This window comes from Spirosoma arcticum (assembly GCF_054779955.1).
Window position 1 is genome coordinate 64,908 of record NZ_BAAGXG010000022.1, and the last position, 23,629, is coordinate 88,536.

At 53.8% G+C, this 23,629-nt stretch carries 20 protein-coding genes; 14 read left to right on the plus strand and 6 right to left on the minus strand.

All coding sequences use genetic code 11. The features are described 5' to 3' along the window. Positions 1-133 precede the first annotated feature (133 nt). Positions 134-385, minus strand: coding sequence for a hypothetical protein (locus ACYVHB_RS29080; protein WP_461055420.1), 252 nt, complete (start codon positions 383-385; stop codon positions 134-136). Positions 386-596: 211 nt separating this feature from the next. Here ACYVHB_RS29080 and ACYVHB_RS29085 point away from each other — a divergent pair, with 211 nt between their 5' ends. From ACYVHB_RS29085 to ACYVHB_RS29095, 3 genes are all read left to right on the plus strand, one after another. Next, positions 597-2,258 (plus strand): sulfatase family protein, encoded by a 1,662-nt coding sequence (locus ACYVHB_RS29085; protein WP_461055421.1) that lies wholly within the window; start codon positions 597-599, stop codon positions 2,256-2,258. Positions 2,259-2,606: 348 nt separating this feature from the next. Next, a complete protein-coding gene (locus ACYVHB_RS29090; RefSeq protein WP_461055422.1) occupies positions 2,607-4,034 on the plus strand; it encodes a sulfatase family protein in 1,428 nt (475 codons plus the stop codon). A 41-nt stretch (positions 4,035-4,075) separates the two neighbouring features. After that, positions 4,076-5,503, plus strand: a complete 1,428-nt coding sequence (locus ACYVHB_RS29095; RefSeq protein ID WP_461055423.1) for an arylsulfatase — start codon at positions 4,076-4,078, stop codon at positions 5,501-5,503. Between the two features lie 196 nt (positions 5,504-5,699). Here the strand turns inward: ACYVHB_RS29095 and ACYVHB_RS29100 are convergent, their stop codons facing one another. Then, positions 5,700-6,902, minus strand: coding sequence for a helix-turn-helix transcriptional regulator (locus ACYVHB_RS29100; RefSeq protein ID WP_461055424.1), 1,203 nt, complete (start codon positions 6,900-6,902; stop codon positions 5,700-5,702). Positions 6,903-7,157: 255 nt separating this feature from the next. Between ACYVHB_RS29100 and ACYVHB_RS29105 the strand changes: the two genes are divergently transcribed. The 10 genes from ACYVHB_RS29105 to ACYVHB_RS29150 all read left to right on the plus strand — a co-directional run bounded on the left by ACYVHB_RS29105 (position 7,158) and on the right by ACYVHB_RS29150 (position 19,038). Further along, positions 7,158-8,585, plus strand: a complete 1,428-nt coding sequence (locus tag ACYVHB_RS29105; protein ID WP_461055425.1) for a purine-cytosine permease family protein — start codon at positions 7,158-7,160, stop codon at positions 8,583-8,585. After that, positions 8,582-8,773, plus strand: coding sequence for a hypothetical protein (locus tag ACYVHB_RS29110; RefSeq protein ID WP_461055427.1), 192 nt, complete (start codon positions 8,582-8,584; stop codon positions 8,771-8,773). Before ACYVHB_RS29105 ends, ACYVHB_RS29110 begins: the two co-directional genes overlap by 4 nt. After that, the gene (locus tag ACYVHB_RS29115; protein ID WP_461055428.1) at positions 8,770-10,590 is read left to right on the plus strand and encodes a beta-L-arabinofuranosidase domain-containing protein; all 1,821 of its coding nucleotides are present in this window, start codon (positions 8,770-8,772) and stop codon (positions 10,588-10,590) included. Before ACYVHB_RS29110 ends, ACYVHB_RS29115 begins: the two co-directional genes overlap by 4 nt. A gap of 96 nt (positions 10,591-10,686) precedes the next feature. Further along, positions 10,687-13,932 (plus strand): SusC/RagA family TonB-linked outer membrane protein, encoded by a 3,246-nt coding sequence (locus ACYVHB_RS29120; protein WP_461055430.1) that lies wholly within the window; start codon positions 10,687-10,689, stop codon positions 13,930-13,932. A 33-nt stretch (positions 13,933-13,965) separates the two neighbouring features. Further along, positions 13,966-15,627, plus strand: coding sequence for a RagB/SusD family nutrient uptake outer membrane protein (locus ACYVHB_RS29125; RefSeq protein ID WP_461055431.1), 1,662 nt, complete (start codon positions 13,966-13,968; stop codon positions 15,625-15,627). A gap of 8 nt (positions 15,628-15,635) precedes the next feature. Then, entirely contained in the window at positions 15,636-16,619 is a 984-nt protein-coding gene (locus tag ACYVHB_RS29130; RefSeq protein ID WP_461055432.1) for a formylglycine-generating enzyme family protein, read from the plus strand. A gap of 345 nt (positions 16,620-16,964) precedes the next feature. Continuing rightward, on the plus strand, positions 16,965-17,540 hold the full coding sequence (locus tag ACYVHB_RS29135; protein ID WP_461055433.1) for an antitoxin Xre-like helix-turn-helix domain-containing protein: 576 nt from the start codon (positions 16,965-16,967) through the stop codon (positions 17,538-17,540). 24 nt (positions 17,541-17,564) lie between these two features. Continuing rightward, positions 17,565-18,041, plus strand: coding sequence for an RES family NAD+ phosphorylase (locus ACYVHB_RS29140; protein WP_461055434.1), 477 nt, complete (start codon positions 17,565-17,567; stop codon positions 18,039-18,041). Between the two features lie 396 nt (positions 18,042-18,437). After that, a complete protein-coding gene (locus tag ACYVHB_RS29145) occupies positions 18,438-18,875 on the plus strand; it encodes a recombinase family protein (protein ID WP_461055435.1) in 438 nt (145 codons plus the stop codon). Positions 18,876-18,921: 46 nt separating this feature from the next. Further along, positions 18,922-19,038, plus strand: a complete 117-nt coding sequence (locus ACYVHB_RS29150) for a helix-turn-helix domain-containing protein (protein WP_461055444.1) — start codon at positions 18,922-18,924, stop codon at positions 19,036-19,038. Between the two features lie 226 nt (positions 19,039-19,264). Here ACYVHB_RS29150 and ACYVHB_RS29155 read toward each other — a convergent pair whose 3' ends face one another. The 4 genes from ACYVHB_RS29155 to ACYVHB_RS29170 form a co-directional block, all read right to left on the minus strand. Then, positions 19,265-19,693: a response regulator gene (locus tag ACYVHB_RS29155; RefSeq protein ID WP_461055436.1), complete on the minus strand. Its 429-nt coding sequence runs from the start codon at positions 19,691-19,693 to the stop codon at positions 19,265-19,267. 693 nt (positions 19,694-20,386) lie between these two features. Next, positions 20,387-21,298: an alpha/beta fold hydrolase gene (locus tag ACYVHB_RS29160; RefSeq protein ID WP_461055437.1), complete on the minus strand. Its 912-nt coding sequence runs from the start codon at positions 21,296-21,298 to the stop codon at positions 20,387-20,389. A gap of 196 nt (positions 21,299-21,494) precedes the next feature. Next, positions 21,495-21,965 (minus strand): RES family NAD+ phosphorylase, encoded by a 471-nt coding sequence (locus tag ACYVHB_RS29165; protein WP_461055438.1) that lies wholly within the window; start codon positions 21,963-21,965, stop codon positions 21,495-21,497. 8 nt (positions 21,966-21,973) lie between these two features. Continuing rightward, a complete protein-coding gene (locus tag ACYVHB_RS29170; RefSeq protein ID WP_461055439.1) occupies positions 21,974-22,387 on the minus strand; it encodes an antitoxin Xre-like helix-turn-helix domain-containing protein in 414 nt (137 codons plus the stop codon). A 354-nt stretch (positions 22,388-22,741) separates the two neighbouring features. Between ACYVHB_RS29170 and ACYVHB_RS29175 the strand changes: the two genes are divergently transcribed. Continuing rightward, positions 22,742-23,152 carry a hypothetical protein gene (locus ACYVHB_RS29175; RefSeq protein WP_461055440.1) on the plus strand — a complete coding sequence of 137 codons (411 nt, stop codon included), beginning with the start codon at positions 22,742-22,744 and terminating at the stop codon, positions 23,150-23,152. Positions 23,153-23,629: the final 477 nt, after the last annotated feature.

Here is a 23,629-nt window from a genome sequence, read left to right on the forward strand (position 1 = left end):
ACATTGTTTAAGGATTTAGTCAATAATTGTACTGAAAAGGGTGGTAACGAAAGCGTTTGCGCGGCTTAGACGTAGAAATTCATCATCAGCCCGCCCGCCGACAGCGTGCCGGGTTTGCGCTTAATTTTTTCGTTCAGCAGCCATAATCTTCGGACATCGAGAATACCCGCTTCATCTTGACCAGGCCGAAATATCGTACGTTGCCCATCTCGACATGCCGAACTGGCAGTCCCGTGTCGCGGAGTTTGCCCAGGATGTTCAGGTCGTGCTCCAGGTCTTTACCCAGCCTATTCAACACAACCATCGGGGACATGCCAGTGGCTTTGAAGCCCTTCGCGTAGTTGTCGAGAGTGTAGGTACGGGGGCTGTTTTTAACGTTCGACACAATCCAGACAGACTGGTAGTGATGAGCAGTGGTACACCGAGGCAAGCAGTTCGTAATTTCATCGCAAGCGGGAGAAAAGCAGGCAGGATTTGTTGACGAAAATTCTGATGTGCAAAACTTCAAGTTATATCTTGGAAAGGTCTTCGTATTTACAAGAGCGGAGAAGATTTAGGACAGAGTTGCTGTAGTTTTGCACAAAACACAGGTTTCCATGCTACTTCCTGCTCTACCAATCCTCAGTCCCACCAAGTATCTATTTCTTTTGTTCGCCCGATGTGGGTCGGTGTTGTGGCTCGTTTTGACGACGGCTTCGCTATCGGCCCAACCAAACCGCACCAACGGACCGGTGGCCCCACCGAACGCGGCACCACTAAACATTCTCTGGATTACCTGTGAAGACATGAGTGCCCAACTGCCCAGCTACGGCGACCACACCGTGCCCACGCCCAACCTCGACCGGCTGGCGCGGGAGGGCGTCCGCTACCGACGCATGTTCTCGACCAACGGCGTATGCGCGCCCAGCCGCTCGGCCATCATCACCGGTATGTATCCCAACAGCATCGGCTCCAACCACATGCGAACGGGGCAGGTTTCCGCCGGTACTGGCCTCATCGCTTACGAGACGGTGCCGCCCGCTGCCGTCAAGTGCTTCCCGGAGTACCTCAGAGCCGCCAATTATTACTGCACGAACAACAGCAAAACCGACTACCAGTTTCTGCCACCCTTCACCGCCTGGGACGAGAATGGCAAAAAAGCTCACTGGCGCAACCGGCCAGCCGGTAAACCGTTCTTCGCTGTATTCAATATCGAGGTAACCCACGAGTCCCAGATTTGGGCGCGGGCTAATCAGCCCCTGCGGGTGAATCCGGCCACGGTGAAACTGCCGCCGATTTATCCCGACAACGTTGTTATCCGGCGCGACGTGGCCCGCAACTATGATAACATTATGGTCATGGACAGCTTAGTTGGCACGATTTTGAAGCAACTGGAAGACGACAACCTGTTGGACAAGACCATCGTCTTTTTTTACAGCGACCACGGGTCGGGCATGGCCTGGCACAAACGCGAAATCTACGACCGGGGGTTGCACGTGCCAATGATAATTCGCTATCCCGACGGGCGGCAGACCGGTACGTGGGACGAAGACCTGCACAGCTTTGTCGATCTGGCTCCGTCGGTGCTCTCGCTGGCCGGGGTACCGGTGCCAAAGAACTTGCAGGGGCAGGCATTTCTGGGTGAACAACGGGTCAAAACGCCCCGTCAGTACATTTTTGCCGCCCGCGACCGCTTCGACGAACACTACGATTGTGCGCGGGGTGTGCGCGACAAACGCTTCAAATACATCCGCAACTACCAGCCCGACAAACCCTACTACATGGATTTGACTTACCGCAAACAGATGCCCATGATGCAGGAGATTCTGCGTCTGCGCGACGCTGGTCAGTTGCCGCCCGTGACCCAGCGGTGGTTCGGACCGAAACCCGTCGAGGAACTCTACGATACCGAAAAAGATCCCGACGAGTTAATCAACCTGGCCCAAAACCCGGCTTTCGCTGGACAACTGAACGAGTTACGCCGGGTTGAGCAGGAATGGGTGCGCGACATCCACGATAAAGGCTTCATGCAGGAGCGAGACCTGATCAAACTCTTCTGGCCCAACAATGAGCAGCCCGTCACCGAATCGCCAAAACTGAGTCGGCAACCCGCCCAACTCGCGCTTACCTGCGCCACTGAAGGAGCCTCCATTGGCTACCGGCTCAACGACGGTCCTTGGCAACTCTACACCCAACCCGTCACGGTGCCAACGGGCGCAAAAGTGACGGCCAAAGCCATTCGAATCGGCTATAAACCCAGTCCAGAGAATACGTTTTAAGTCACCGTTTCCCCCCGATAGACGGCATCGTCAGGAATTTTCCAGCCTTCGAACGGTAATTACGTTCATTATATTTCTTTCGGTCGGACAATCAATGTTCCGGGCGCTGCTGGGCAGGGTTGTTGTCAGGTACTGACCGGAGCCGGGCCGACCACCAGAACCAGCAGTATTCCGAGGTAACGAGAGTGTTCTTTATAATGACCGAACGAAATTTTGCGCGTCGGATTTACCCGATTGATTGTTGTGCAGAATCTGACCATCCAATGCTGAAAGGTCTTCGTATTTACAAAAGCAGAGAGAATTTAGGAGTGATCTCCTGTAGTTTTGCACAAAACACAGTCAATTCCCATGCGACTACTCCTTGCCCTGCTGACTCTCAGTCTCTTTTTTGGCGACCTCGCCCTGAAACTCCCCGTCCCAACCGCCGACAACCGACCGAACGTACTCTTCATTATCGCCGATGACTGGGGTTTTCCCCACGCCGGAGTTTACAACGATCCCGTCGCCCGAACACCCCACTTCGACAAGCTCGCCCGCGAGGGGGTGCTGTTTACTGATGCCCACTGTGCGTCGCCGTCCTGCTCGCCCTCGCGGGCGGCCATCCTGACCGGCCGTTATCCACATACCCTGCGCGAAGGAGCCAATCTGTGGGGAACCCTGCCCAACGAGTTTCCTACCTTTCCCTCCGTCCTGAAGCAGGCGGGCTACCAGATCGGCTCGTTCAGCAAGGGCTGGGGGCCGGGCGATTTTGCCGCCGGGGGCTATACGCATAACCCCGCCGGCCCCGAAGCGAAGGACTACCAGGAGTTGTTGCGGAGCATGGCCCCCGACAAACCATTCTGTTTCTGGCTCGGCACCTACGACCCGCACCGGCCCTACGACGCGGGAAGCGGCAGAAAAGCGGGCTTTGACCCGGCGAAGGTGAACGTCCCGCCCTACCTGCCCGACGCGCCGACAGTGCGGGAAGACTTCACCGATTATTTCAGCGAGGTCGAGCGGTTCGACGCGATGGTGGGCGGGGCGGTGCGTATTCTGGACAGCTTGGGCCGGTTGGACAATACGCTCATCATCGTCACGAGTGACAACGGGATGCCGTTTCCGCGCGCTAAAGCCCGGATGTATGACGCGGGAACGCACATTCCGCTGGCCGTTTATTGGAAAGGCAAAATCCGGCCCGGCCGCAGCACGGGCGAGTTGGTAAACCTGCTCGACGTGGCCCCGACGGTGTATGCGGCCCTGAACGTGGCCCCGCCGTCGGGGATGCACGGGCTGAATCTGTGGCCGTTGCTGACGGGCAAAACCAGCCGCACCCAGCCCACCATTTTTCTGGAACGCGAACGCCACGCCTGGGCCAGAACAGGCAATCTGAGTTATCCGTCCCGCGCCATTCGGACCAAAGAATTTCTGTACATCGCCAACCTGCTGCCTGACCGTTTCCCCGCCGGCGATGGCGGCAGCGCGACCGCGCCGGGAATGTTTATCGACATCGACGGTGGTCCCAGCAAAACCTGGTTGCTGGAACACCGCGACGAGCCTGGTGTAAAACCGCTGTTCGATCTGGCTACGGCTAAAATGCCCGCCGAAGAATTATACGACCTCAAAAAAGACCCGTTCCAGATGGTCAACGTCGCGGGCGACAAAAAATACGCAACGATCCGGCAGCGGTTCGGTCAGCAATTAGCTACCTGGATGAAGCAAACCAACGACCCCCGGCTCGATGGCAAAGGCGACGAAATTGACCAGTATCCCTACTACGGCAAGGCCCGGAAAGAGTGATTTTCGCTGTAAACCCACCTGGACTATCCTGACAAACCGCTATGCGACAGCTAATTATATTTTTTTTCGCGGGCCTCTTGTGCCTTTTTTTTGGTAGCGGGCCGGTGGCCGGTCAAACTCCGGATCGCCGTAGCCCCAATATCATCTACATCATGGCCGATGATCTGGGTTACGGCGATCTGAGGTGTATGGGGCAGAAGATAGTGAAAACCCCAAATCTTGACCGCCTAGCCCGGCAGGGAACCCGCTTCACCCGTTTCTACGCGGGCAACACGGTTTGTGCCCCCTCGCGCTGCGCCCTAATGACGGGTAAAGACATGGGCCATGCCTACGTTCGGGGCAATGGCGGGGGGGATATTCCGCTTCGTCTCACGGATACGACCATTGCTCTGCGGCTCAGGAATCGGGGCTACCAGACCGGGATGTTCGGCAAATGGGGCCTCGGTAATGACACCAACTCGGGAGCACCCCAAAAACAGGGATGGGTTCAGTTCTTAGGGTATCTGCGGCACGGCCACGCGCACAATTACTACACGGATTCGCTCTGGCAGGTAAAAAATGGTGAACTCTCCATACTGCGCACAAACCCAGGCCAGTATACCCATGAGTTGATTATTAACGCGGCCACATCGTTTATCCGGGATAATCGCGCGAAACCGTTCTTTTTGTACCTGCCCGTTACGCTCGTTCACGCCGAATTAGCCACGACATCCGACGATGAGAAACCGTTCTTGACTGCCGACGGAAAGAGCATCTTCCCCGAAACGCCCTATCTGCGAAAACCCAACACCATCTTTACCCGCTACTCCGCCCAGCCCAACCCACATGCCGCGTTTGCCGCCATGCTCTCCCGACTCGACCGGGACGTGGGCAAGCTGATGGATTTGCTGACCGAGCTGGGGTTAGATCAGACTACCTACGTCTTTTTTACGTCGGACAACGGGCCGCACGACGAAGGCGGAGCCGACCCCACTTTTTTCGATAGCAACGGCCCGCTACGGGGTATGAAGCGCGATTTGTACGAAGGCGGTATCCGGGTGCCGATGCCGGTACGCGGGCCGGGCGTACCGGCGTACCGGGTCAATACCATGGCCTGGGCCAACTGGGACATCCTACCGACGCTTTGCGACCTGACTGCCACCCCCAAACCAACCGATATTACTGGTCTCTCGATGGTGTCGTTGTTGCGGGGAGAACCCTCGCCTGCTCCGGCTGACCGAACATTCTACTGGGCCTTCAACGAGGGCGAATACCGAAGAGCGTTGCTTCAGGGCAACTGGAAGCTGATCTGGCTTAAGAGACCCGACGAAGCGGCCCGGCTCGAACTGTATGACCTTGCCCATGATCTTGGCGAAACGACTAACCTTGCTAACCAGAACCCGGCCAAAGTACGTATGTTAACCGACCTGATGCAACGGGCGTCGACTCCCGCCGAACACCCTCTATTCGACTGGAGTAAATTGAACTGAGTGGATAGAAAACTGTGCTCAAATCGTGTACGTAGACGCCCGCGTATAGTGTGTACCGTTAGTGATTGGTCATTCTATGTTGGGCGTTTAAGACAATTAGGGACAGCAAGCCAATGAAAAAGTGGAACGGTCTCATTAATGGTCGTGCTTAAAGAGGATGGTAAGGATCGGATTCGTGAGGGAGCAGATGTTGACTTCAGACCGTGCTGGTCTGGCTTTTTTCTTCTTTATATTTTTTGGGAGTCAGGCCAGTGTATCGCTTGAAATTCGTGTAGAAAACGGACTCGGAGTTGTAGCCACACTCCAGCGCAATGGCGAAGATGGTGTAGCGGTTCGATTTGGGCGAAACCAGCAGCCGCTTCGCTTCGTCGATGCGGTTGCGGTTCAGAAACTCATTGAAGGTTTCGCCTACGTGGTCGTTGAGCAGTTTCGACAGCAGATACGGCTGAATGCCCACGGCGTCGGCCAGCATTTTCTCGTTCAGTTCGGGCGTCAGGTACGCTTTTTCCTGCCTCATCAGAACCGCCAACCGGTCCAAATAGGGCCGGGCTTCTTCGGGCGATATGTGAATTTTTCTGCGGGTGACGTCTTCCTCCTGTTTGGAATCGGGTAGGGCGGGCAACTCCACTTTACCCAATGCTGACGCTGGTATTTCCCCGAAGATAGATGGTTCAACCAATTGATTCGTAGTCGGTTCGACGCGGGGCAGGGCCAGAATAAACGGATACTGAAACAGTTGAATCAGCACAACGAGCATGATGACAACATCGAGCAGAATAAAAATAATCTGCTGCGACGATTCGACATAGTCTTTATTATAGAACCCCACAATCATGCGCAGGGTGAACAGGTACAGCACAGGTATGGCTTTGAACCACAACAGCGTGCGCAGTACGTAAATCCATTTTCTGATGTGCGGCTGAGCTGGTTGAGCCGCTCGGATCAGGCTGTTCAGCCGCCATAGCCAAAACAGGAAAACAATACACAGACAGGCTAAAACAACCGGTCGCAGTGGTGTAAAGGCGTAATATTTAATGTGGTAAGGCTGGTGTTGCAGCAACTGAAAAGTCACGAAGTAAAGCGCGAAGATGGCAGCGGGCAGGTAATACAGTCCCCAGGCCGGGGGTAGCTTCTTTTTGAGAACTAAATAGATGTACAGGTAGAGCGTAGGCGCGAAGGAGAGCCGGATCACGTCGGCCACGAAGGAGAACTCCGGTAAAATGTAGAGGTAGTTTCTGAAGTTGAAGAAGTACTGCAGGGTTACCAAAGCCCCCCCGATCAGGAAGAAAAATGACAAAATCCGGTTACACTGATTCCGGCGGAGGAAAAGCAGAATCAGCCCCAGAAACAAACATTGAAACGCATCCCAGACGTAAAGGGCTTCTTTAAATGACTGCATTGGATAACGATAGACGACCTGCCTTTAAAATTAGTGCAATTACTTAGCTGAATAAAACTATTCTCTACGGTTTTACAAAATCGTAGGAGAGTCTTCTTCGGAAAGGCCAGTTTTGATGCGAAATGCACGATTTTTCGTTTCCCGGCGGCATGATTCTTTTCCGAAGTCTACTGCTGTTCTTACTCTCCGGTATCCTGGTGAACCCGGTTGCGAAAACGCATTCACCAACTCATCCGTCCCTAAGCGAACGCCTGTATGGAACACCCAACCCCGTCGGTTATTGAGCCGCCCCGGTCGATTGCCAATCAGTTAGATGCCATCAATGAATACGAGCGGGAGCCGGTTCCCGAACATAAAACCAAAGGCTTTCGGGAGTTTCTGGCCTTAGTGGCCGGTGAGCATATCGCCGGTACCGAGTTTGTCATTGGGCCGCTGTTTGTGCTGCACGGGGCTACGGCTACCGATGTGTTGCTGGGGCTGCTGGTCGGTAATACACTGGCTACTTTGAGCTGGACGCTGGTCTGCGCGCCAATTGCCGTTCGGACCCGGCTGACGCTATTTTACCAGTTGGAAAAAATCTGTGGCTATCGGTTGGTCAGTTTCTTCAACGCCCTGTCGGGATTACAGGCCTGCGCGTTTGCCGCTTTTATGGCCGTCGTATCGGCCGGGGCCGTGGGGTTGGTGGTGGGCTTGCCGACGCCGGGTTTCTCGCAGTTAGTACCGCAGCATCCGTCCTGGTTTGTGCTGGTCGTGGTGCTGATGGGGCTGATCACGGTCATTTCTATCCTGGGAATCGACTGGGTCACGCGGTTTGCCAAAATCAGTACGCCCTGGATGCCCTGGATTTTTCTGGCTTCCGCCTTAGCCGTATTGCCACAGTTGGGCGTTCGGTCGGTCGATGATTTATGGACCGTTGCCAACCGAACCATCTGGACCGGAACGCCCGCCCCCGGCATGACCAGATACACATTCTGGCACATCATGACGTTTTCGTGGCTCTGCAACACGTCTATGCACATTGGTCTGTCCGATATGATTATCTACCGATACGCCCGCAAACCATACTACGGCATTGCCTCGGCGGGTGGCATGTTCATTGGACATTTTTTGGCTTGGATCGCGTCGGGTATTTTGTGCGCGGCTGCGTTACGGGCCGGTATCAGCGACCCAACGCCGGGACAGGTGGCCACCATCGGCGCGGGGCTGGCCGGCACGATCTGCGTCGTGATTGCGGGCTGGACAACGGCAAACCCAACCCTCTACCGGGCCGGGCTGGCCGTGCAGGGGCTGTTTCCGGGAGCCAAACGCTGGAAAATTACGGTCGTTCTGGGGGGTATTGCCGCTGGCATGGCTTGTTTCCCCGGCCTTGTTTCGCGCTTAGACCAGGTCCTGGCCGTATTCGCACTGGTGGCCGCGCCGGTGGGGGCGGTGGTGTTCATGGATGTCTATTTTTTCAGGAAGTGGGGACTCACGCCCAACTTCGCGCAGCGAGCCGGGCTGTCGGTCAACTGGGCCGTGGCTATTACCTGGCTGCTATCCATGCTGATCTGCTACGTGATTTACCGGTGGACCGACGCTGATTTCTTCTTTTTTATGGCTATACCGGGCTGGTTTATTGCCGCTGTCCTGTACGTCATCAGTAGTCGTTTGCTTCAAAAATCACAATCCCTGCTCGTCAGATGAATGGACTACTAAAATTAATTTCCGGCACTGGGCTGGTCCTGACTGCCTTGCCCGGCCTGTTTGTTTTTCTGGGCCTGCTTTCTTTTCAGAGCTACACGCAATGGCTGCTGGCGGGTTCGCTGCTGTGGTTTGCGTCGGCCCCGTTCTGGATTGGTAAAGAAACAAAACTCACCCCCCGCCGACCATGACGATCACCCCGCCCCCGCACAATCGGGCAACCAGCACCGCCCCCACAGACTCCACCGGCGAGTTTGCCAAACGACTGGCGATGAGCCACCACCGCCTGACCCGGCCGACCGTCGTCCCGCATTTCACCGAGACCTTTATCCTGGCCGACGTGACCCTGAACCCCGAAACACCCCGCCGATTTTATAATTTCAGCGGTGATCTGTCGGGCCGGTACTTGGAAGTGATGTCGCTTTTTCCCGATCAAAATAATGCGGTTGACCTGCACGATCTGGTTGGGAAACTCATCCGGCACCAACGCTCCGACGGACGGTTTGGCCGCACCGATCTGCCGTTTGCCGCCGACCAGATTGCCGATCAGCACATGGCGTTGCTGTGGGGTAACGGGCGGCTGCTGGTGGGCCTGGCTACGTATTACCAGCAGTATGGCAACGAGGCCGTGTTGGGCGCGGCTGAACGGCTGGGCGATTTTCTGCTCAATACCTACGCGGCCTGTTCGGCGCCGGAAGTAGCAGGGCGGCTGGCTGGGCTGGGCGCGTTCGGTTTCATCTGCTTCACGCAGCTCAACGAAGGCCTGGTGCTGCTCACCCGCGCGACGGGCAACCCGGTTTACGCCGGGGTTGCTGCCGGAATTTATGCACTGTTGCCCCCCCGTGGTGATCAGCACAGCCACGGCTATCTGACCACGCTACGCGGAGTGGTGATGCAATACGAACTGACCGGCGAACAGAAACACCTCGACTTTGCGGTGGAAAAGTACCACGAACTGCTACAGTCGCCCGACTTTCTGGTTTGGGGCGGGGTGAAGGAGTATTTTGGCGAAAAACCGCTTGAAAACCGCGATGAAGGCTGTTCCGAAGCTGATTTCCTGCGGCTGTCGCTTCAACTGTTCGCGGCCACCAACGACCCGTTTTACCTGGAACACGCCGAAACGTGTCTACTGAATGCCCTGTATTTCAACCAGTATGATACGGGCGATTTCGGCCATCACCACTGCGACGCGGAGGGCTTCGGGTTCCGGCCCAACTACCGGCATTGCTCGTGGTGGTGTTGCACAATGCACGGCCTGCGCGCTTTTTACGACGTACAGCAGGCGGCAGTCCGATTCGATGGCACCGATACGGCCATCAATCTGTTCCTCGACGGGCGCTTCGAGGTGGAAAAAGCCGTCGTTACCATCCGCAAAAACGGGGTTGCCTACGAGGTCACGGTGCAGCCCCGAACGCCCGAACCCGTTAGTCTGACTGTTCGAATGCCGACCTGGGCCGTTGCCTGCACTTACCGGCTGAACGGTCAGCCAATTACGCCCCCGATCACCAACGGCTACGTACGCTTCGACTGGACTAACCCCGACGACTGCCTGCGTGTTGATTTCACGTACCGGTTAGTCCTGAAAAACGAAGCTTTGCAGGACGTTCCGCTTACTGACGTGACCGACGCGCCGACCAAACTGGCGCTCTTCTGCGGGCCGTATCTGCTGGTTGCCGACGACCAGGCCGACCCTGCGTTTGTGGCCGAACCGCTTTGGGAAAACATTCTGTACCTCAACAGCCTGGCCCCCGCGCCCAATCCGCTGTCTCATCTCGGAGAACTCTACCACCGCATTGCCTACAAGCACCAGGGATTTCCGGGAATTTTCCAGACCACGCTGCGGCCCCTGTCCGAGATGGCATGGGGAAATCGCGGGTTTGTGATGGCGTGGCTGTTTTTCGTATCGGGCCACGTCCGGGATATGCGGCTGGCTGGTAACTCGGTCAATATCCCCGCCGGGAATTATGCCGGACTCATTGATGAGGCACAGGCGGGCGGGCAACAATAACTACTTCTGATTCCGAAAGCAGGAGTATCCCGATGAATCAGTCATTGTATCTTGCAATAAATCTTGTTAAAACTACAATTTATTAACCCTTGGTCTATGAAACAACTACTATTTACCACCCTGTTCGTACTGGCCGGGTTCGTTGCCTGGGGCCAGTCTGTCACCGTGAGTGGCGTGGTCACGGCAGACGATAACGGCCAGGAACTGCCCGGCGTATCGGTCGTGATTCAAGGCAGCAGCCGAGGCACGGTGACCGATGCTAACGGCCGTTACTCGGTCGATGCCCCTGCCGGGGCGACGCTGGTTTTTTCCTTTATCGGTTACCAGTCTCAGCAAATCAAACTCACTAATCAGTCGAAAGTAGACGTAAAACTGGGGGCCGCAGCCGGTCAGTTAGACGAGGTCGTCGTCGTGGGATTCGGTACGCAGACGCGCCGGGATTTGACGGGTTCGGTCTCCTCGGTCGATACCAAACAACTGACCCAGATTCCAGTGGCTAACTTTCAGGCGGGGTTGCAGGGTCTGGCACCGGGGCTGAACGTGACCAATTCGGGCGGTTCGGCAGGGTCTCCCGTTCGTATCCGGATTCGGGGATCGGGGTCGCTCACGTCGGGCAGCGATCCGCTGTTTATCGTGGACGGGGTTCCGATTGAGAGTGAGTCAGGCTCCAATTTCAACAACACGGCACGCGGTACACAGCCGGTCAGCCCGCTCAACTCGATTGACCCGAACGAGATTCAAAGCATCGAAGTCCTGAAAGATGCCGCTGCCGGGGCCATCTACGGCTCGCGGGCAGCCAACGGCGTGATCATCATCACGACGAAGCGCGGGCGGGCGGGCAAAACCAAATTCAATGCCGGTTTCCAGACGGGCACCTCGTCGCCTACCAATCGGCTCGACTACCTCAACGGCACCGAATACATTCAACTGCGGGACCAGGCCATTCAGCAGAGCCTCAATTCAGGCATTACGTTCAACAATTTGCCTGGCAACGTACCCACGGCCTACCTCAACGGCGGCTACGACCAGTTTTTCCTGAACAGCGTACCCGCCGTACCCTTCGACCGGGCGCGGGCCGAGCGGGTAGCCGCCCAGAATATTAACCACTTCGACGATATTTTTGTCAGAGGCAGTACCCAGTTAGCGAATTTATCGGCAGCGGGTGGTTCGGAAAAAACCCAGTTCTACGTGGGCGGGTCCATCTACAATGAAAATTCTTTTATCGCCAACAATTATTTCAAACGGCTCAACGGACGCATCAATCTTGACCATCAGGCGACCGCTCAACTGAAATTCGGTGTTCAGTTGAGCGGCTCATACAGTGACAACAACGTGTTTCCGGTAGGCCAGTCCCGGACTGGCGCGACCAACGCCTACGAACAGGGCGGCTTCGACGCGGCCTCTAACACCCTGCTGCCGATTTTTCCCCGCCTGAACGACGACGGCACCTATTTTTCGCCCGACCGGAACCTGAGTATTCTGGCCCTGCGCGACGAAGAACTGTTTTTCAACAAAACCGAGTTATCCCGCTATTTGGCCAATGTGTACGGCGAGTATAAATTGTTGCCGTCGCTATCGTTGCGTACTGAGTTGGGAAGCGACTTTTCGGCGCAGGTAACCCGCTTTTACGTCAATCCGTTGCTGACATCGGGCGGTTTGCTGGGTACGATAAAGGGTCTCAACGACTACCGCACCCGGAACGTGAGCAACATCAACAACAACACGTACCTGACCTACAACCGGGTGTTCGCCCAAAAACACGCACTTACGGCCGTGGCGGGCGTCCAGTACACCTACAACAACGCCCGCACGAGCTATATTCAGGCCAATAACATCCCGTCGATTACGCTGCTCAACACTACCCAGACGGCCCTGAACGCAACGTCGCAAAACCGGCTCGATGAATACGTATACCTATCGTACTTAGCCCGGATCAACTATAAGTTCGCCGAGAAATACCTGCTTGCTGTCAGCTTCCGGGCTGATGGTTCGTCGCGGTTTGGGGCCGACAACCGGTACGGCTATTTTCCCTCAGTTTCGGCGGGCTGGGTGCTGACGGAGGAGTCGTTCCTGAAGAACAATTCGACCCTTACGTTTTTGAAACTACGGGCCAGTTACGGGCAGACGGGCAATTCGCAGCAAGGCTCGATTGTGCCGTTCAGCTACCCGGCCCTGGGGCTGGGGACGGAGGGAGCCTACGGCGATTACTTTGGGTTTCCGCTCCGGCGCGCCCCCAACGTGGCCAATAGTGTCCGGTGGGAGCGTTCGACGCTGTTTGATCTGGCCGTTGATTTTGGTCTGCTACGCGACCGCTTCAACGGAACCATCGGCTACTACAACCGCCAGTCAACGGATTTGCTGCTGGCTGCGGTTGCTGCACCCCAGACCGGTATCATTGGCGGTAATAACACCCAGAATGCGGGTGCGCTCGAAAACAAAGGCGTTGAATTTAACCTCGCCGGTAAAATTCTGAACGGATCTGCCTTCAAATGGCAGGTGGACATCAACGCAGCCTATAATACGAGTAACCTGCTCGAACTAAACGGCTTGTCGCCCTCGGCCGTCTCCAGCGGTGCGGTGCAGAGTTTTATCGGTAAACCCATCGGCACGTATTTCCTGCCGTTGTATCTGGGCGTTGATCCGGCTACGGGCTACGAAACCTTCGCGTCGGTCACCACCGATGCCAGCACCGGCTACCCGGTTCACGACGCGAGCAAACCGATTGTAGTTGATTTTCTGGGCCGGGTGGCGGGCACAACCACCAACGTGAACTTTGCTACCATCGCAGCCCCCGTCGAGGGCAAACCGGCCCAGCCAAAGTGGACGGGTGGTCTCACCAACACCTTCAGCTACAAAGGGCTGTCGCTGGGGGTACTGTTCACATTTAGCCAGGGGGCCTGGATTCTGGATCAGGGAGCCAAAGAGCAGGCGTACATGGTGCAGGCTGCGCAGAACGTCCGGTCTCAGTTTGCCGAAAATGTCTGGCAGAAACCGGGTGATGTTGCCGAGAATCCCGCGTTCTATTTTAATCCCCTGTACCGGGCGCAGAACTCCAGCCGGTTTTTGTATAACGCTGATTTTGTGCGGGTAAAAAACGTGCGGTTGAGCTACGCGCTGCCCGGCGCGTTGACGAACCGACTGAAAATGACCAACGTCAGTGTGTTTGCCAACCTGACCAATGTGCTGACCTTCACGAAGTTTCCTGGCTGGGACCCGGAAGTCATCGGGTCGCAATCCCAGCAAACCTTCAATAATCAGGCGTCAAACCAGTCCCCTTCGACCGTTAACAGCGATCCGCCCCAAGCCAAAACGTTTCTGGTAGGACTCAACTTTGGTTTTTAACAACCGGCGATCCGGCAAACTCATACCGAACAAATGAAAAATCAGTCACAAAAATTCCTGCTCGTTGTGCTGGCCCTGGCAAGCGGCTGCAAATCGCTGGACATCAAGCCAACGTCTGAGTTGGGCTACGAGGAAGGCATCAGTACCACGGCGGGGTTGGAGGGTGTCATCAACACGGCATTTGGCCGCTACATTTCGGGCAACGGTGCGGCTACCTACTTCGATGAAATTCTGTACGCCGAAGCTCAGGCAACCCGAAACCTAACCCGGTCGGCACTGGCTCCCACCTCCGGCAACACCTATGAATTGAATCTGTTTAACGTGCAGGCAAATTCCGGTGTATTATCGGGCCTGTCGCGTAGCCGCTACGCCACCGTTACAGCCGCCAACGTGGTTCTGAACGCCATTGCCCGCAATGCGCCACAAGATGCCGACGCCCCAATCCAGAAGGACCGTCTTATGGGTGAGGGGTATTTTTGCCGGGGAACGGCCTTCTTCGACGCGGTTCGTTTCTGGTCGCACCAGTACGGTTTCAATAGCACGGCTCCGATGAGTGGCGTTCCGATTCCCCTGAACGTTCCGGTCAACGGGTCGCTCGACGTGGGCCGCAGCACGACCGAAGAAACTTACGCTCAAATTATTGCCGACCTGACAAAAGCGACTCAACTGCTGCCCATTGCGTACGATGCGGCTATTCATGGAAAGTTTCCGGCGTATCGGTTTCGGGCCACGCGGGCGGCAGCGTTCGGCATTCTGGCGCGGGTCTATTTTCAGCAGGGAACCAACGAAAGTTACCAGAAGTCGTTGGAAGCCATCAACGCTATCCTCGGCCCAACGCCCGGCACCATTGCCGCTACGGTCAACACCGGCACCCGTGTGTTTGCGCTTCAGCCGTTTCACAGCGGGACGACCTTATCCGCGGGCGGACCGTTCAACACAACCGGCTTCGTCGTGGCACCGGCCAATTCGGAAGAGATCATCCGGCTCGTCAACAACACAGTCACCACCGGCGGCTACATCGCGGCATCGGCTAATCTCACGCTCGAATCGGGCGGTAACCCCGTCAACCGGGGCGGGGTCCGCTGGGTACTGAAACGCCCCACACCCGACGTGGCCCTGACCGCGCCCGTTATGACCAGCCCGCTCTTCGACGACGTGGTGAACGACCGCCGGTTTACGGTGCTGACGGCGAACAACAATTTTGGCACGGCGGCCGCGCCCCGCAACGAACGCTACTCGCTTAAGTGGGGCACGCAAACCGGCACGCTGGTTGGGTTCCAGACCTGCCCCATGCTCCGGGCTGGCGAACTGGTTATTACCCGCGCGGAGATCAATGCGGTGCTGGGCAACCTGCCCGCTGCCGTGGCCGATTACAACCTCGTGCGGACGCGGGCGGGGGCGGCCACCAAAAAACTGGGTGATGCCAGTTTCACAACCAAAACGGAAGTGCTGGCCGAAATCGTGAAAGAGCGCCAGCGTGAACTGTTGTTCGAAGGCGACGATTACTGGGCGTGGAAACGCATGGGTATTTATAATTCGAAAAACGCAGGCATTTACTCCGCAGCAGAAGTGGCTCCGTTTGTTCGGGGGGGCGTTTCCTACAATTGGAATAGCAATAAAACACTGCTTAAATTTGCTAACGAAGACATCAATTTGGGTCCGTTGATGGGTCCGGCGTCCCAAAATCCGGACTAACTTACTAAATGAAGAATACGAAATGGTTTGAGAAGTGGCCTTGGGCATTTCTGCTCATGGCCACTGGCATGAGTTGCACAGACGGGCGTCTGAGCCGGGAAAGCAGCGACCAGCCCCTAACCCCGTCGGTAACGCTGATTGCGGGGCCAACCGGCATTGGCACGGCCATTTCATCGAGAGCAGCGACTAATAACGCACCGGATTCGTCCCTCCGGGGGATGGTATTTGTTCCCGGCGGGGAGACCCAAATTGGCTCGGAGGAGGGTGGTGAAACGGAGAAACCTACGTTCTGGGTGCGCGTAAAGCCGTTCTGGATGGACGAGCATCCAGTTACGGTTGCCGAGTTCAGGCAGTTCATCAATGCCACAGGTTATAAAACCCAGGCTCAAACCTTCGGCGATGGGGGCGTTTTCAGCGAAGCCACCAAAGGCTGGATCTTGACTAAAGGGGCGTGCTGGCACCACCCGCAAGGCCCTGACCAATCAGCCGTGCCAGACGATCACCCGGCTACGCAGGTATCCTGGAACGACGCAACGGCCTACGCGACCTGGGCAGGTAAGCGGTTGCCCTCGGAGTTGGAATGGGAACATGCAGCCCGCAACGGACGCAACGACCGAACGCTGTATTCATTTGGCAATGAACTGACCCGACAGGGGAAAGCGATGGCCAATACCTGGAACGGTCATTTTCCAGAGCAGAACAACAATACAGACGGATTCAGAACGACTTCGCCGGTGGGCTATTTCGGGAAAACGCCGTTAGGCCTGACCGATATGACGGGTAACGTTTGGGAGTGGTGCGCTGACTGGCGCAGTACCTACACCGATCTGGCCATTGGAAAGATATCGGCGCTGGAGCAGGAAAAAGTGCAACGGGGCGGTTCGTTTCTCTGTGAGCCGGGTTGGTGTCATGGCTACCGGGTGTCGGGGCGTTCATTTACCTCGCCCGAAACACCCTTGATGCATGTAGGCTTTCGATGTGTAAAAGATTGATGAAAATCGGGTGATTTAGTCGGCACACTAAAACGTGTTAAAAAGCCGCGTTCAAATTCTTTTCACGCGGCTTTTTGGCGAAGTGTTTCTTTCAGTAGAATTGGTTGGAAAGGGAATAAAAATCTGCTTCATTGCCCTTTCACATCTTGGAAAGCTCCGGTTACAATCGGACGTTTAACTGAACACCTTCAGAGAAGAGACAGCCCACTTATACTGGTAACCATATCTGTCGCATACTGACCAACAATTACTATGTGAACTTCTAAGGAAGTGGTTGCTAAGGAAGACACACTGAAATTTATTTTGAAATAATTCAGTTATCTTCATGCAAAATTTCATAAAGTTATGATAACGCCATCCGTAAAACGTTCCGGTCTAGGCTGGGGCTTTTCTACCGCCGACCTAATTCTACAAGCTCGCCAGAAGCTACCGCGTAGTCGGGTCGACGAAGTAGCCTTGTTAGGGGGGTTAACTAAAAAACAGATGGCGCTTGTTTTAGGGGTCACAGAACGGAATTTATATAACCACCATCAGGGTGAATTATCAGTGCCACTCTCGGAGCGCCTTTTACTGCTGGAAAAATTATTTCAGCACGGGCTTGACATCTTTGACGGGCACCGGGAAGGATTTTATAACTGGCTTTGTACCCCCTTAGCCGAATTAGCTACCCCTGAGGTAGGATTTGCTTCCCCTACCAGGGAGTATACCCCTCGGCCCATGACCGAAATGGGCACTAAACAGGGACCCGCCGACCTGCCAGCTGCAGCGCAGGCCCGTCGGGAGCGATTGGCAACTAAGGCGGCAATCGCTGAGGAACCGATGCCGCCTTATCCGACTCCGTTATCGTTACTGGATACAGTCACCGGCTGTAAATTGGTTGATAATGTATTTACCCGCATCGAGGCCGGGGTATTTAGCTAAGTTCGCTAGCCGTAAGCCATTATTGTGGAGGTATTTCGCATTTTAAAAAAGCCATATTGGCATGACCCACTCTCGGTGATGGGGGCCGAAATCGCGGGTGGGCGGTGGAATCCACCAGGAGTGGGCATTCTTTACTCGGCTAGCTCACCCGCCTTAGCGTTGCTGGAAACGTTAGTTCATTTTCCGAAAGTACCCTACGACCAACTTCCTGCCTTGCGCATCTTCACGTTACAAATTCCAGAGGGTGAAGTCCGGTGGATCCATCCTGATTTGTTGCCCGATGAATGGGCTTACCCAACGGCTTTACCCTTAACGCAGTCGATTTTTGAAGAGTGGTTGCAAAATCCGCTTGATTTAGGAATAGGTGTTCCCTCAGCGGTTATGGACATCTCCTATAACGTGCTTTTGCATCCCAAGCACCCCCTATATCAGGACATAACTATTTTGGGGAGTCAAGATCTGATTTTGGATCAGCGCTTATGGAACAGACCAACTTCCTAAGAGCAAATATAGAACTGAATTGGAGGTTTAATTGAACGGTTATATTGTAAGAAGGTAGCGGGACCAAACAAACCTTTTTTCGATCAGAAAAGCCGTTCACTTTAATCGTTCAGGATTTTGGCGCTTTGGAAGCTTTTCATAACCGGTCTGAGTCTTACCGCCCGGTAGCCCGGTTGGACGTTCTACCCGAAAGGAAAACCCCGAATCAATCTACCAGTGGTCTATGTGCTGGGCTGGATACCTTAGCTGGAGCGGGGTATCTGGAAGGGGCTACAATCACTGCCTACAGGAACTGGGTAAATTACCGTATCTTCAACGCCGGTGATCAGCCCTTAGAAGGCACTCTTCGGCTCGCGGACCCCGAGTTGATTGGTTTAACCCGCTCACTGGCTTACCATGAAATTAGGCTACGCCCGCGTTTCCACACAGGATCAAAACCTGGCTCTCCAACTCGATGCGCTGAAAACAGCGGGTTGTGACAAAGTGTATCAGGAGAAAGTCAGTGGCGCAATGGCCGAACGGCCAGAACTGGGTAAACTACTGGAGTTGATTCGAGAAGGAGATACCCTGGTGATTTGGAAGCTGGACCGGTTGGGCCGGTCCCTGACCAACTTGATTGGGCTGGTAACTGACCTGGAGCAACGTCATGTAGGGCTGTTAAGTCTGAATGACCCCGTTGATACGACGACGGCCCAAGGTCGATTGATATTTCGAATTTTTGCCAGCTTAGCTGAATTTGATCGGATCGCCGAAGCGACGCGAAGTCATCCGGGAACGCACCTTGGCTGGTTTGGCGTCGGCCCGTCGGCGAGGTCAGTTGCTGGGACGTCCTAAGGGTCTCTCCAAAGCGGCTGAACAGAAAGCTCGCATCGCTGAAAGTTTGTACAAGGAAGAGAAATACTCTATGGAGCAGATTGCTCGTGAGCTAACGATCTCGAAGACAACGCTTTATAAGTATTTGCGTCGACGAGGGGTAGCAATTGGCACAGTTGCGTAAATCAGGGTTTTTGTGGACTAAATAGGTCGAACTGTTGTTTGCACTAAAGCAGAAAAGAAAGTAAAGTTTAGCATCAAAATTTTCATTGTTTAATTAGTAAAGTGAGAAGATAAGCTTGCTTCTCATAGGAGTAGGAAGCTTTACATCAACCGTTGTGCTCGCTAAGCAAGGTGGCCCCTATCCGTGCCCACACCTCACCCATTTTATGGAATAGAGGCTCCATGAATTAATTAAAACGACTGTTAGGATGTAGACATTTATCCCAGTAGTCAAGGATGGAGCGCAGTTGTTCTTGTAAGCCCGCAAAGGTTCGCTCTTTCTTAAAAAAACCCTGAATGGTCATCCGATAAGCCGTATTGACCAGACCTTGATCGGCTGCCGTTGTTAAAAAAACGAAGGGAATACATTTCTGTTTCAAATACTCATTCAAATCAATCAGCTGGCGAAGTTCAAGGCCATTCATGGCTGGCATGTTGACATCGCTTAGAATTACTAACGGAGCTTCTGGGGTAGCCAATAAATAATCAATGGCCGCAACGCCATTGCTAAAAAAGACGACTGGATTCACAATGGCCAAACTAGTAATGGCTTCCTCAATAAAGAGTTGATCATCCTCATCATCTTCAATCACCACAATAGGGGCTTTGCTCGTCATAGGATATAGGTCAAACGTACGTACAGTTTTGGCGTGTTGTCAGCCAAAGCGATCCGTCGATATAGAAAGTATATGGACAGCAAATGTACCAAAATACGGGTAGGCTGAGTAGTTACAGCCTGATTGGCTTTACGCCAGAAGGCCTGACCGATGAGCCAGATCTTTTTCCCAGGAAATTTAGGTAAAGCCGGTCCAATCCGAAGATTACGTTCTACGGGCGTAACGAAAAGGGGTTTAGAGGGGCAAATACGCGCCTGCTTGCCATAGCGTCGCTAAAATACTTGAGCGATACGAGACCGGTATTTCTACTCAAGCTTAACCGGTTTCACCGATGGGGTTCAGCCAGCCCGTTCCCTCCGCTGGGCGAATAAACCAAGGACTGGTGCGATCGGATGACCTATTGGATTGTTCGTCGAAAGTCGAGCGAATGCCTCAATAGCGTCTCTGTTGGGTTTGGCGGGTACTGTACCATTGACATCCAGTGCTCAAAAAGGCCAGTTGCTGAATCGGTTGAGTAGGTTGATCCGACGAGGTTGACCACTCGCGGACAACGCATGTCCAAAATGAACAGGATTTGCTGCCATTTCATTGAACACCAATCGAGTCAAGTGACGGACTTTACGACCATAGTCTGAAGCAAAAGCCAGTAAATAGTAACGAACGTCTTTAAGGCCTATTTGATCTGGTTTGACGTTATCTTCTCCCTCCAAAGGATAGAAACAGGCCTACCACCAGCACCGCAGCACTCAAACCAATAAAGACCTTTCCTGTAAGCTCCGACGCTCTTGCCGAAGTATGAACTTGGGATTGAAGTTCGTAGCGACCCTCCGTAACGGCCAGAATCAAGGCAACCGTTTCAGCGGGCACATCTAGTTGCGGAACGTGTCCGCAATGCGAAAACCAGTGTAGCTGAGCATCAGGAAATAATTTTATGGCTAGCCGTGACTGACTGGGTGGACAAATCCGGTCCTGACGACCCCAGCCAATGACCAGGTTTGGTATGGAGCCAATGGGGGCCCCCTGCTGCGGAGGACCATGGGCTAAACTATCCAGCAGCTTGGTAAAGCTGGGGGTCGGCAAAAACTCCCGAAATTCATTGAGGGCTACCCTAGCTGGGATCGTCCAGGGATGGGCTGAAAATTGAGCGAACAATACCGTTCGGCTTATAGGATTACTCACCAGGGGCGGTAAGATCGGTTGGATAAGGCTGGACAATTGAGCCGACAAACGAACCGAATGGTAGAAATAAGCTACGTGCCACCCTTGCCAGAAACCACCCGGATCCAGGGATACGACTGCCCCGACAACCTGGCCCCGCCGGGCAAGTTCGAGCACCAGCCTGGCTCCCATCGAATTCCCCACCGCATCAATGCCTAAGAGCTGGTGCTGGGTTAAAAAGTCGGTCACCGCATCGGCCAGGGTAGGAATGGATACCTCTCCGATTAGGGCCGGTGATTGACCAAAACCGGGTAAGTCTACCGCAATTACATCCCGCTGGATAGCCAACTCATCCATAATGAGATCCCAGGTCTTCAAGGAACTACCCAGGCCATGGAGCAGTAGCAGCGGTTTACCGGCCCCACGCCGGACATAATTCAGGGTCATAGGTAGTTGTCAGTAGGTCTTAAGTCTGAGCTGAGCAAATCAACGTACTAAGAACGGCTACAGATGCATATAGTTTAGGCAGGTAGACTGGCTACCTCTTAGAGGACACCACTAAATTAAGCATGATCTTACTGGCCAGTTTAAGGTAGCAATTCCAGTTGCTGAGCCGGTAAGGATGACATCAATTGCAGAAGGGCTACATGGCTCCTCGCCAAAGCCGCCGGTCAACGGGCTGAATCTCCTGACCCACAATCTGAATCTTATCGAATAAGGGATGAGACGGGTGAAGAAGCACATTATAAGACAAAGGCACTAGCACCGACGGCACAGCAACCCCTAATTGATCAGGTAGGGACAACCAGGGGATTAACCAAGTTTGGGTTCTTTCATAGGTTTCGTCCTGCCAATAAGCAGGGAGTTGGTCTCGGCTGAAATACCGAATATCATCAGGCACTTCCAACGAAAACACCCAGTAAGTAGGCAAGTCTTCATAACGGACTGCGGGAGCGTGAGCTAACGTCTCGACTAAACCCAACTCGGGCGTTGAGGTGGCATATAATACGGCTGTGCCTTTAGGGTTCCAGCGGCCACCAAACAATCGACTGCCCACAACGGATAGTGGCTCATGTCGATACTTGTCCCGAATGATACAATAAAGAAGGCCCATAGTGACCATCAGGCGGGCAAACCATAGTCTAAACGACCCAGCACATCATCGGCTAAACCGAAACCGGTTACCGTGTCCAGTAATTGAAGGGGTGCTTGACTAGCCAATTCTCGAATAGGTGTCCGTAGCCATTGTAAAACGGTCGGTTTGCGCCCCTCAAAGGTATCTAACCCATGCATCAGCAAGTTCTTTAGTAAGAGTAACCTCTCGGAAGCATCCACATTGAAGCGCTGCTCATCCTTAAGCCGATGCAGATTGCGGGGCGTCATATTGAGCGCATAAGCCATTTCCCGATCCGTTAGTCCTACTAAAGCGGCCACCTCGTCCACTTGCGAGCGAAGAACCCCTTGCCGCGATGAGTTGATTACTCCAAAGGGTGAAGAGCGAGTTGGACTGAAGACCTGGGGAACTGGGCTTTCCATGGCAGATATGAATTAAGTCACAAACGTAAGTGAAACAAGTCATCATCGCAAGTAGTTTCACCGGGTATGAAGCCCAATTTGTCCACAAGCCACCAGTTGTGCCGGATAATAAAGAGTTATTACGAGTAACTACTCATGTATTTGTTAGGCATCTGGTTCAGCATTTATTGAATAGAAGCACCGCTATCGGTATTGATAGTTATAACATACACACAAAATTGCAGAACTTAAACATCTTTATAGGCGGCATCCTCCTTCTGTAAAGATAAAAAAACACGGTGCCCACTCAGCCCTAAACTCACTCCATCACAATCTGGTTTAAAGCTTGACTTACTAACCACAACACGATTTACCATGATTGATCTACTAACTACATCCGCTGGGGCAGACCTGGCCCAGTTGGCTTTTCAGGCTTGGGCAAGAGGCGAGCAAACCGGCCTCTACGATGACTATAAAGCCCTGTTGAGTGATTCGTTCCGCTTGTTTTCGCATCCGCTATTAGGCCGATTTATCGAATCGGAAGCCTTAACTGGCATGCTGGCATTGATCGCTGAACGCGAAAAGACCCCGAACCAGCTTGTCTTTTCCAACGTAGGTATGGCCTCAAGAGAAAACACCTTTCTGTTCCAGTTCGATTCAGCGGGAACCGTGTCAGGGGGGGGGGGCTACCATGGCTACAATATCATTGGTTTGGTTGTCGAGGAGGGTCAAATAACGGGCTTTCGTGAGTACTTCGGTCACATTGATCCCCAATGGTTCAGGTAAGCATCCAGCATGCATTCACCTTACGAGTGCGTAAGCCCCCGCAGTAAGCCAGAAGACAATCTTCGGATTGCTAGTTAGTTCGTTCTAGTGGCTGATATGTGCGATTTCCCGTTCAGTAAGCCAAGCGTTTCACTGAACGAAAAGGGTTGAACTACTAATTGTACTAAAATAATAAGTAATGTTGAATCAACTTATAAAAATTCAGTACAAGAGGTAGTATATTTCCAAGTAAATCTCTGTTTTCAAGATAGTATTCATTGGCCGTCTCGTACCAAACCCTCGATTACCTTGTAGCTTACGGTCCCGCTCCGGCTGTTGCGCCAGGCCGTCGGAAGGGTCGCTTCAGCGCTTCCTAACATATAGATGATTATACGACAAGCCGTATGCTACTGATTTCTGTGTACAGTAAATTGGTAAGCTCATGTATATTAGCGTATTACAACGAAATAAGAAAAATAGAAAGTCGCGGCATTTCAA

What these genes read in the sequence shown, in the direction of transcription:
- ACYVHB_RS29085 (WP_461055421.1), top strand. Translation starts at nt 597, where the DNA reads ATGCTACTTCCTGCTCTACCAATCCTCAGTCCCACCAAGTATCTATTT.
- ACYVHB_RS29090 (WP_461055422.1), top strand. Translation starts at nt 2,607, where the DNA reads ATGCGACTACTCCTTGCCCTGCTGACTCTCAGTCTCTTTTTTGGCGAC.
- ACYVHB_RS29095 (WP_461055423.1), top strand. Translation starts at nt 4,076, where the DNA reads ATGCGACAGCTAATTATATTTTTTTTCGCGGGCCTCTTGTGCCTTTTT.
- ACYVHB_RS29100 (WP_461055424.1), bottom strand. Translation starts at nt 6,902, where the DNA reads ATGCAGTCATTTAAAGAAGCCCTTTACGTCTGGGATGCGTTTCAATGT.
- ACYVHB_RS29105 (WP_461055425.1), top strand. Translation starts at nt 7,158, where the DNA reads ATGGAACACCCAACCCCGTCGGTTATTGAGCCGCCCCGGTCGATTGCC.
- ACYVHB_RS29110 (WP_461055427.1), top strand. Translation starts at nt 8,582, where the DNA reads ATGAATGGACTACTAAAATTAATTTCCGGCACTGGGCTGGTCCTGACT.
- ACYVHB_RS29115 (WP_461055428.1), top strand. Translation starts at nt 8,770, where the DNA reads ATGACGATCACCCCGCCCCCGCACAATCGGGCAACCAGCACCGCCCCC.
- ACYVHB_RS29120 (WP_461055430.1), top strand. Translation starts at nt 10,687, where the DNA reads ATGAAACAACTACTATTTACCACCCTGTTCGTACTGGCCGGGTTCGTT.
- ACYVHB_RS29125 (WP_461055431.1), top strand. Translation starts at nt 13,966, where the DNA reads ATGAAAAATCAGTCACAAAAATTCCTGCTCGTTGTGCTGGCCCTGGCA.
- ACYVHB_RS29130 (WP_461055432.1), top strand. Translation starts at nt 15,636, where the DNA reads ATGAAGAATACGAAATGGTTTGAGAAGTGGCCTTGGGCATTTCTGCTC.
- ACYVHB_RS29135 (WP_461055433.1), top strand. Translation starts at nt 16,965, where the DNA reads ATGATAACGCCATCCGTAAAACGTTCCGGTCTAGGCTGGGGCTTTTCT.
- ACYVHB_RS29145 (WP_461055435.1), top strand. Translation starts at nt 18,438, where the DNA reads ATGAAATTAGGCTACGCCCGCGTTTCCACACAGGATCAAAACCTGGCT.
- ACYVHB_RS29155 (WP_461055436.1), bottom strand. Translation starts at nt 19,693, where the DNA reads ATGACGAGCAAAGCCCCTATTGTGGTGATTGAAGATGATGAGGATGAT.
- ACYVHB_RS29160 (WP_461055437.1), bottom strand. Translation starts at nt 21,298, where the DNA reads ATGACCCTGAATTATGTCCGGCGTGGGGCCGGTAAACCGCTGCTACTG.
- ACYVHB_RS29165 (WP_461055438.1), bottom strand. Translation starts at nt 21,965, where the DNA reads ATGGGCCTTCTTTATTGTATCATTCGGGACAAGTATCGACATGAGCCA.
- ACYVHB_RS29170 (WP_461055439.1), bottom strand. Translation starts at nt 22,387, where the DNA reads ATGGAAAGCCCAGTTCCCCAGGTCTTCAGTCCAACTCGCTCTTCACCC.
- ACYVHB_RS29175 (WP_461055440.1), top strand. Translation starts at nt 22,742, where the DNA reads ATGATTGATCTACTAACTACATCCGCTGGGGCAGACCTGGCCCAGTTG.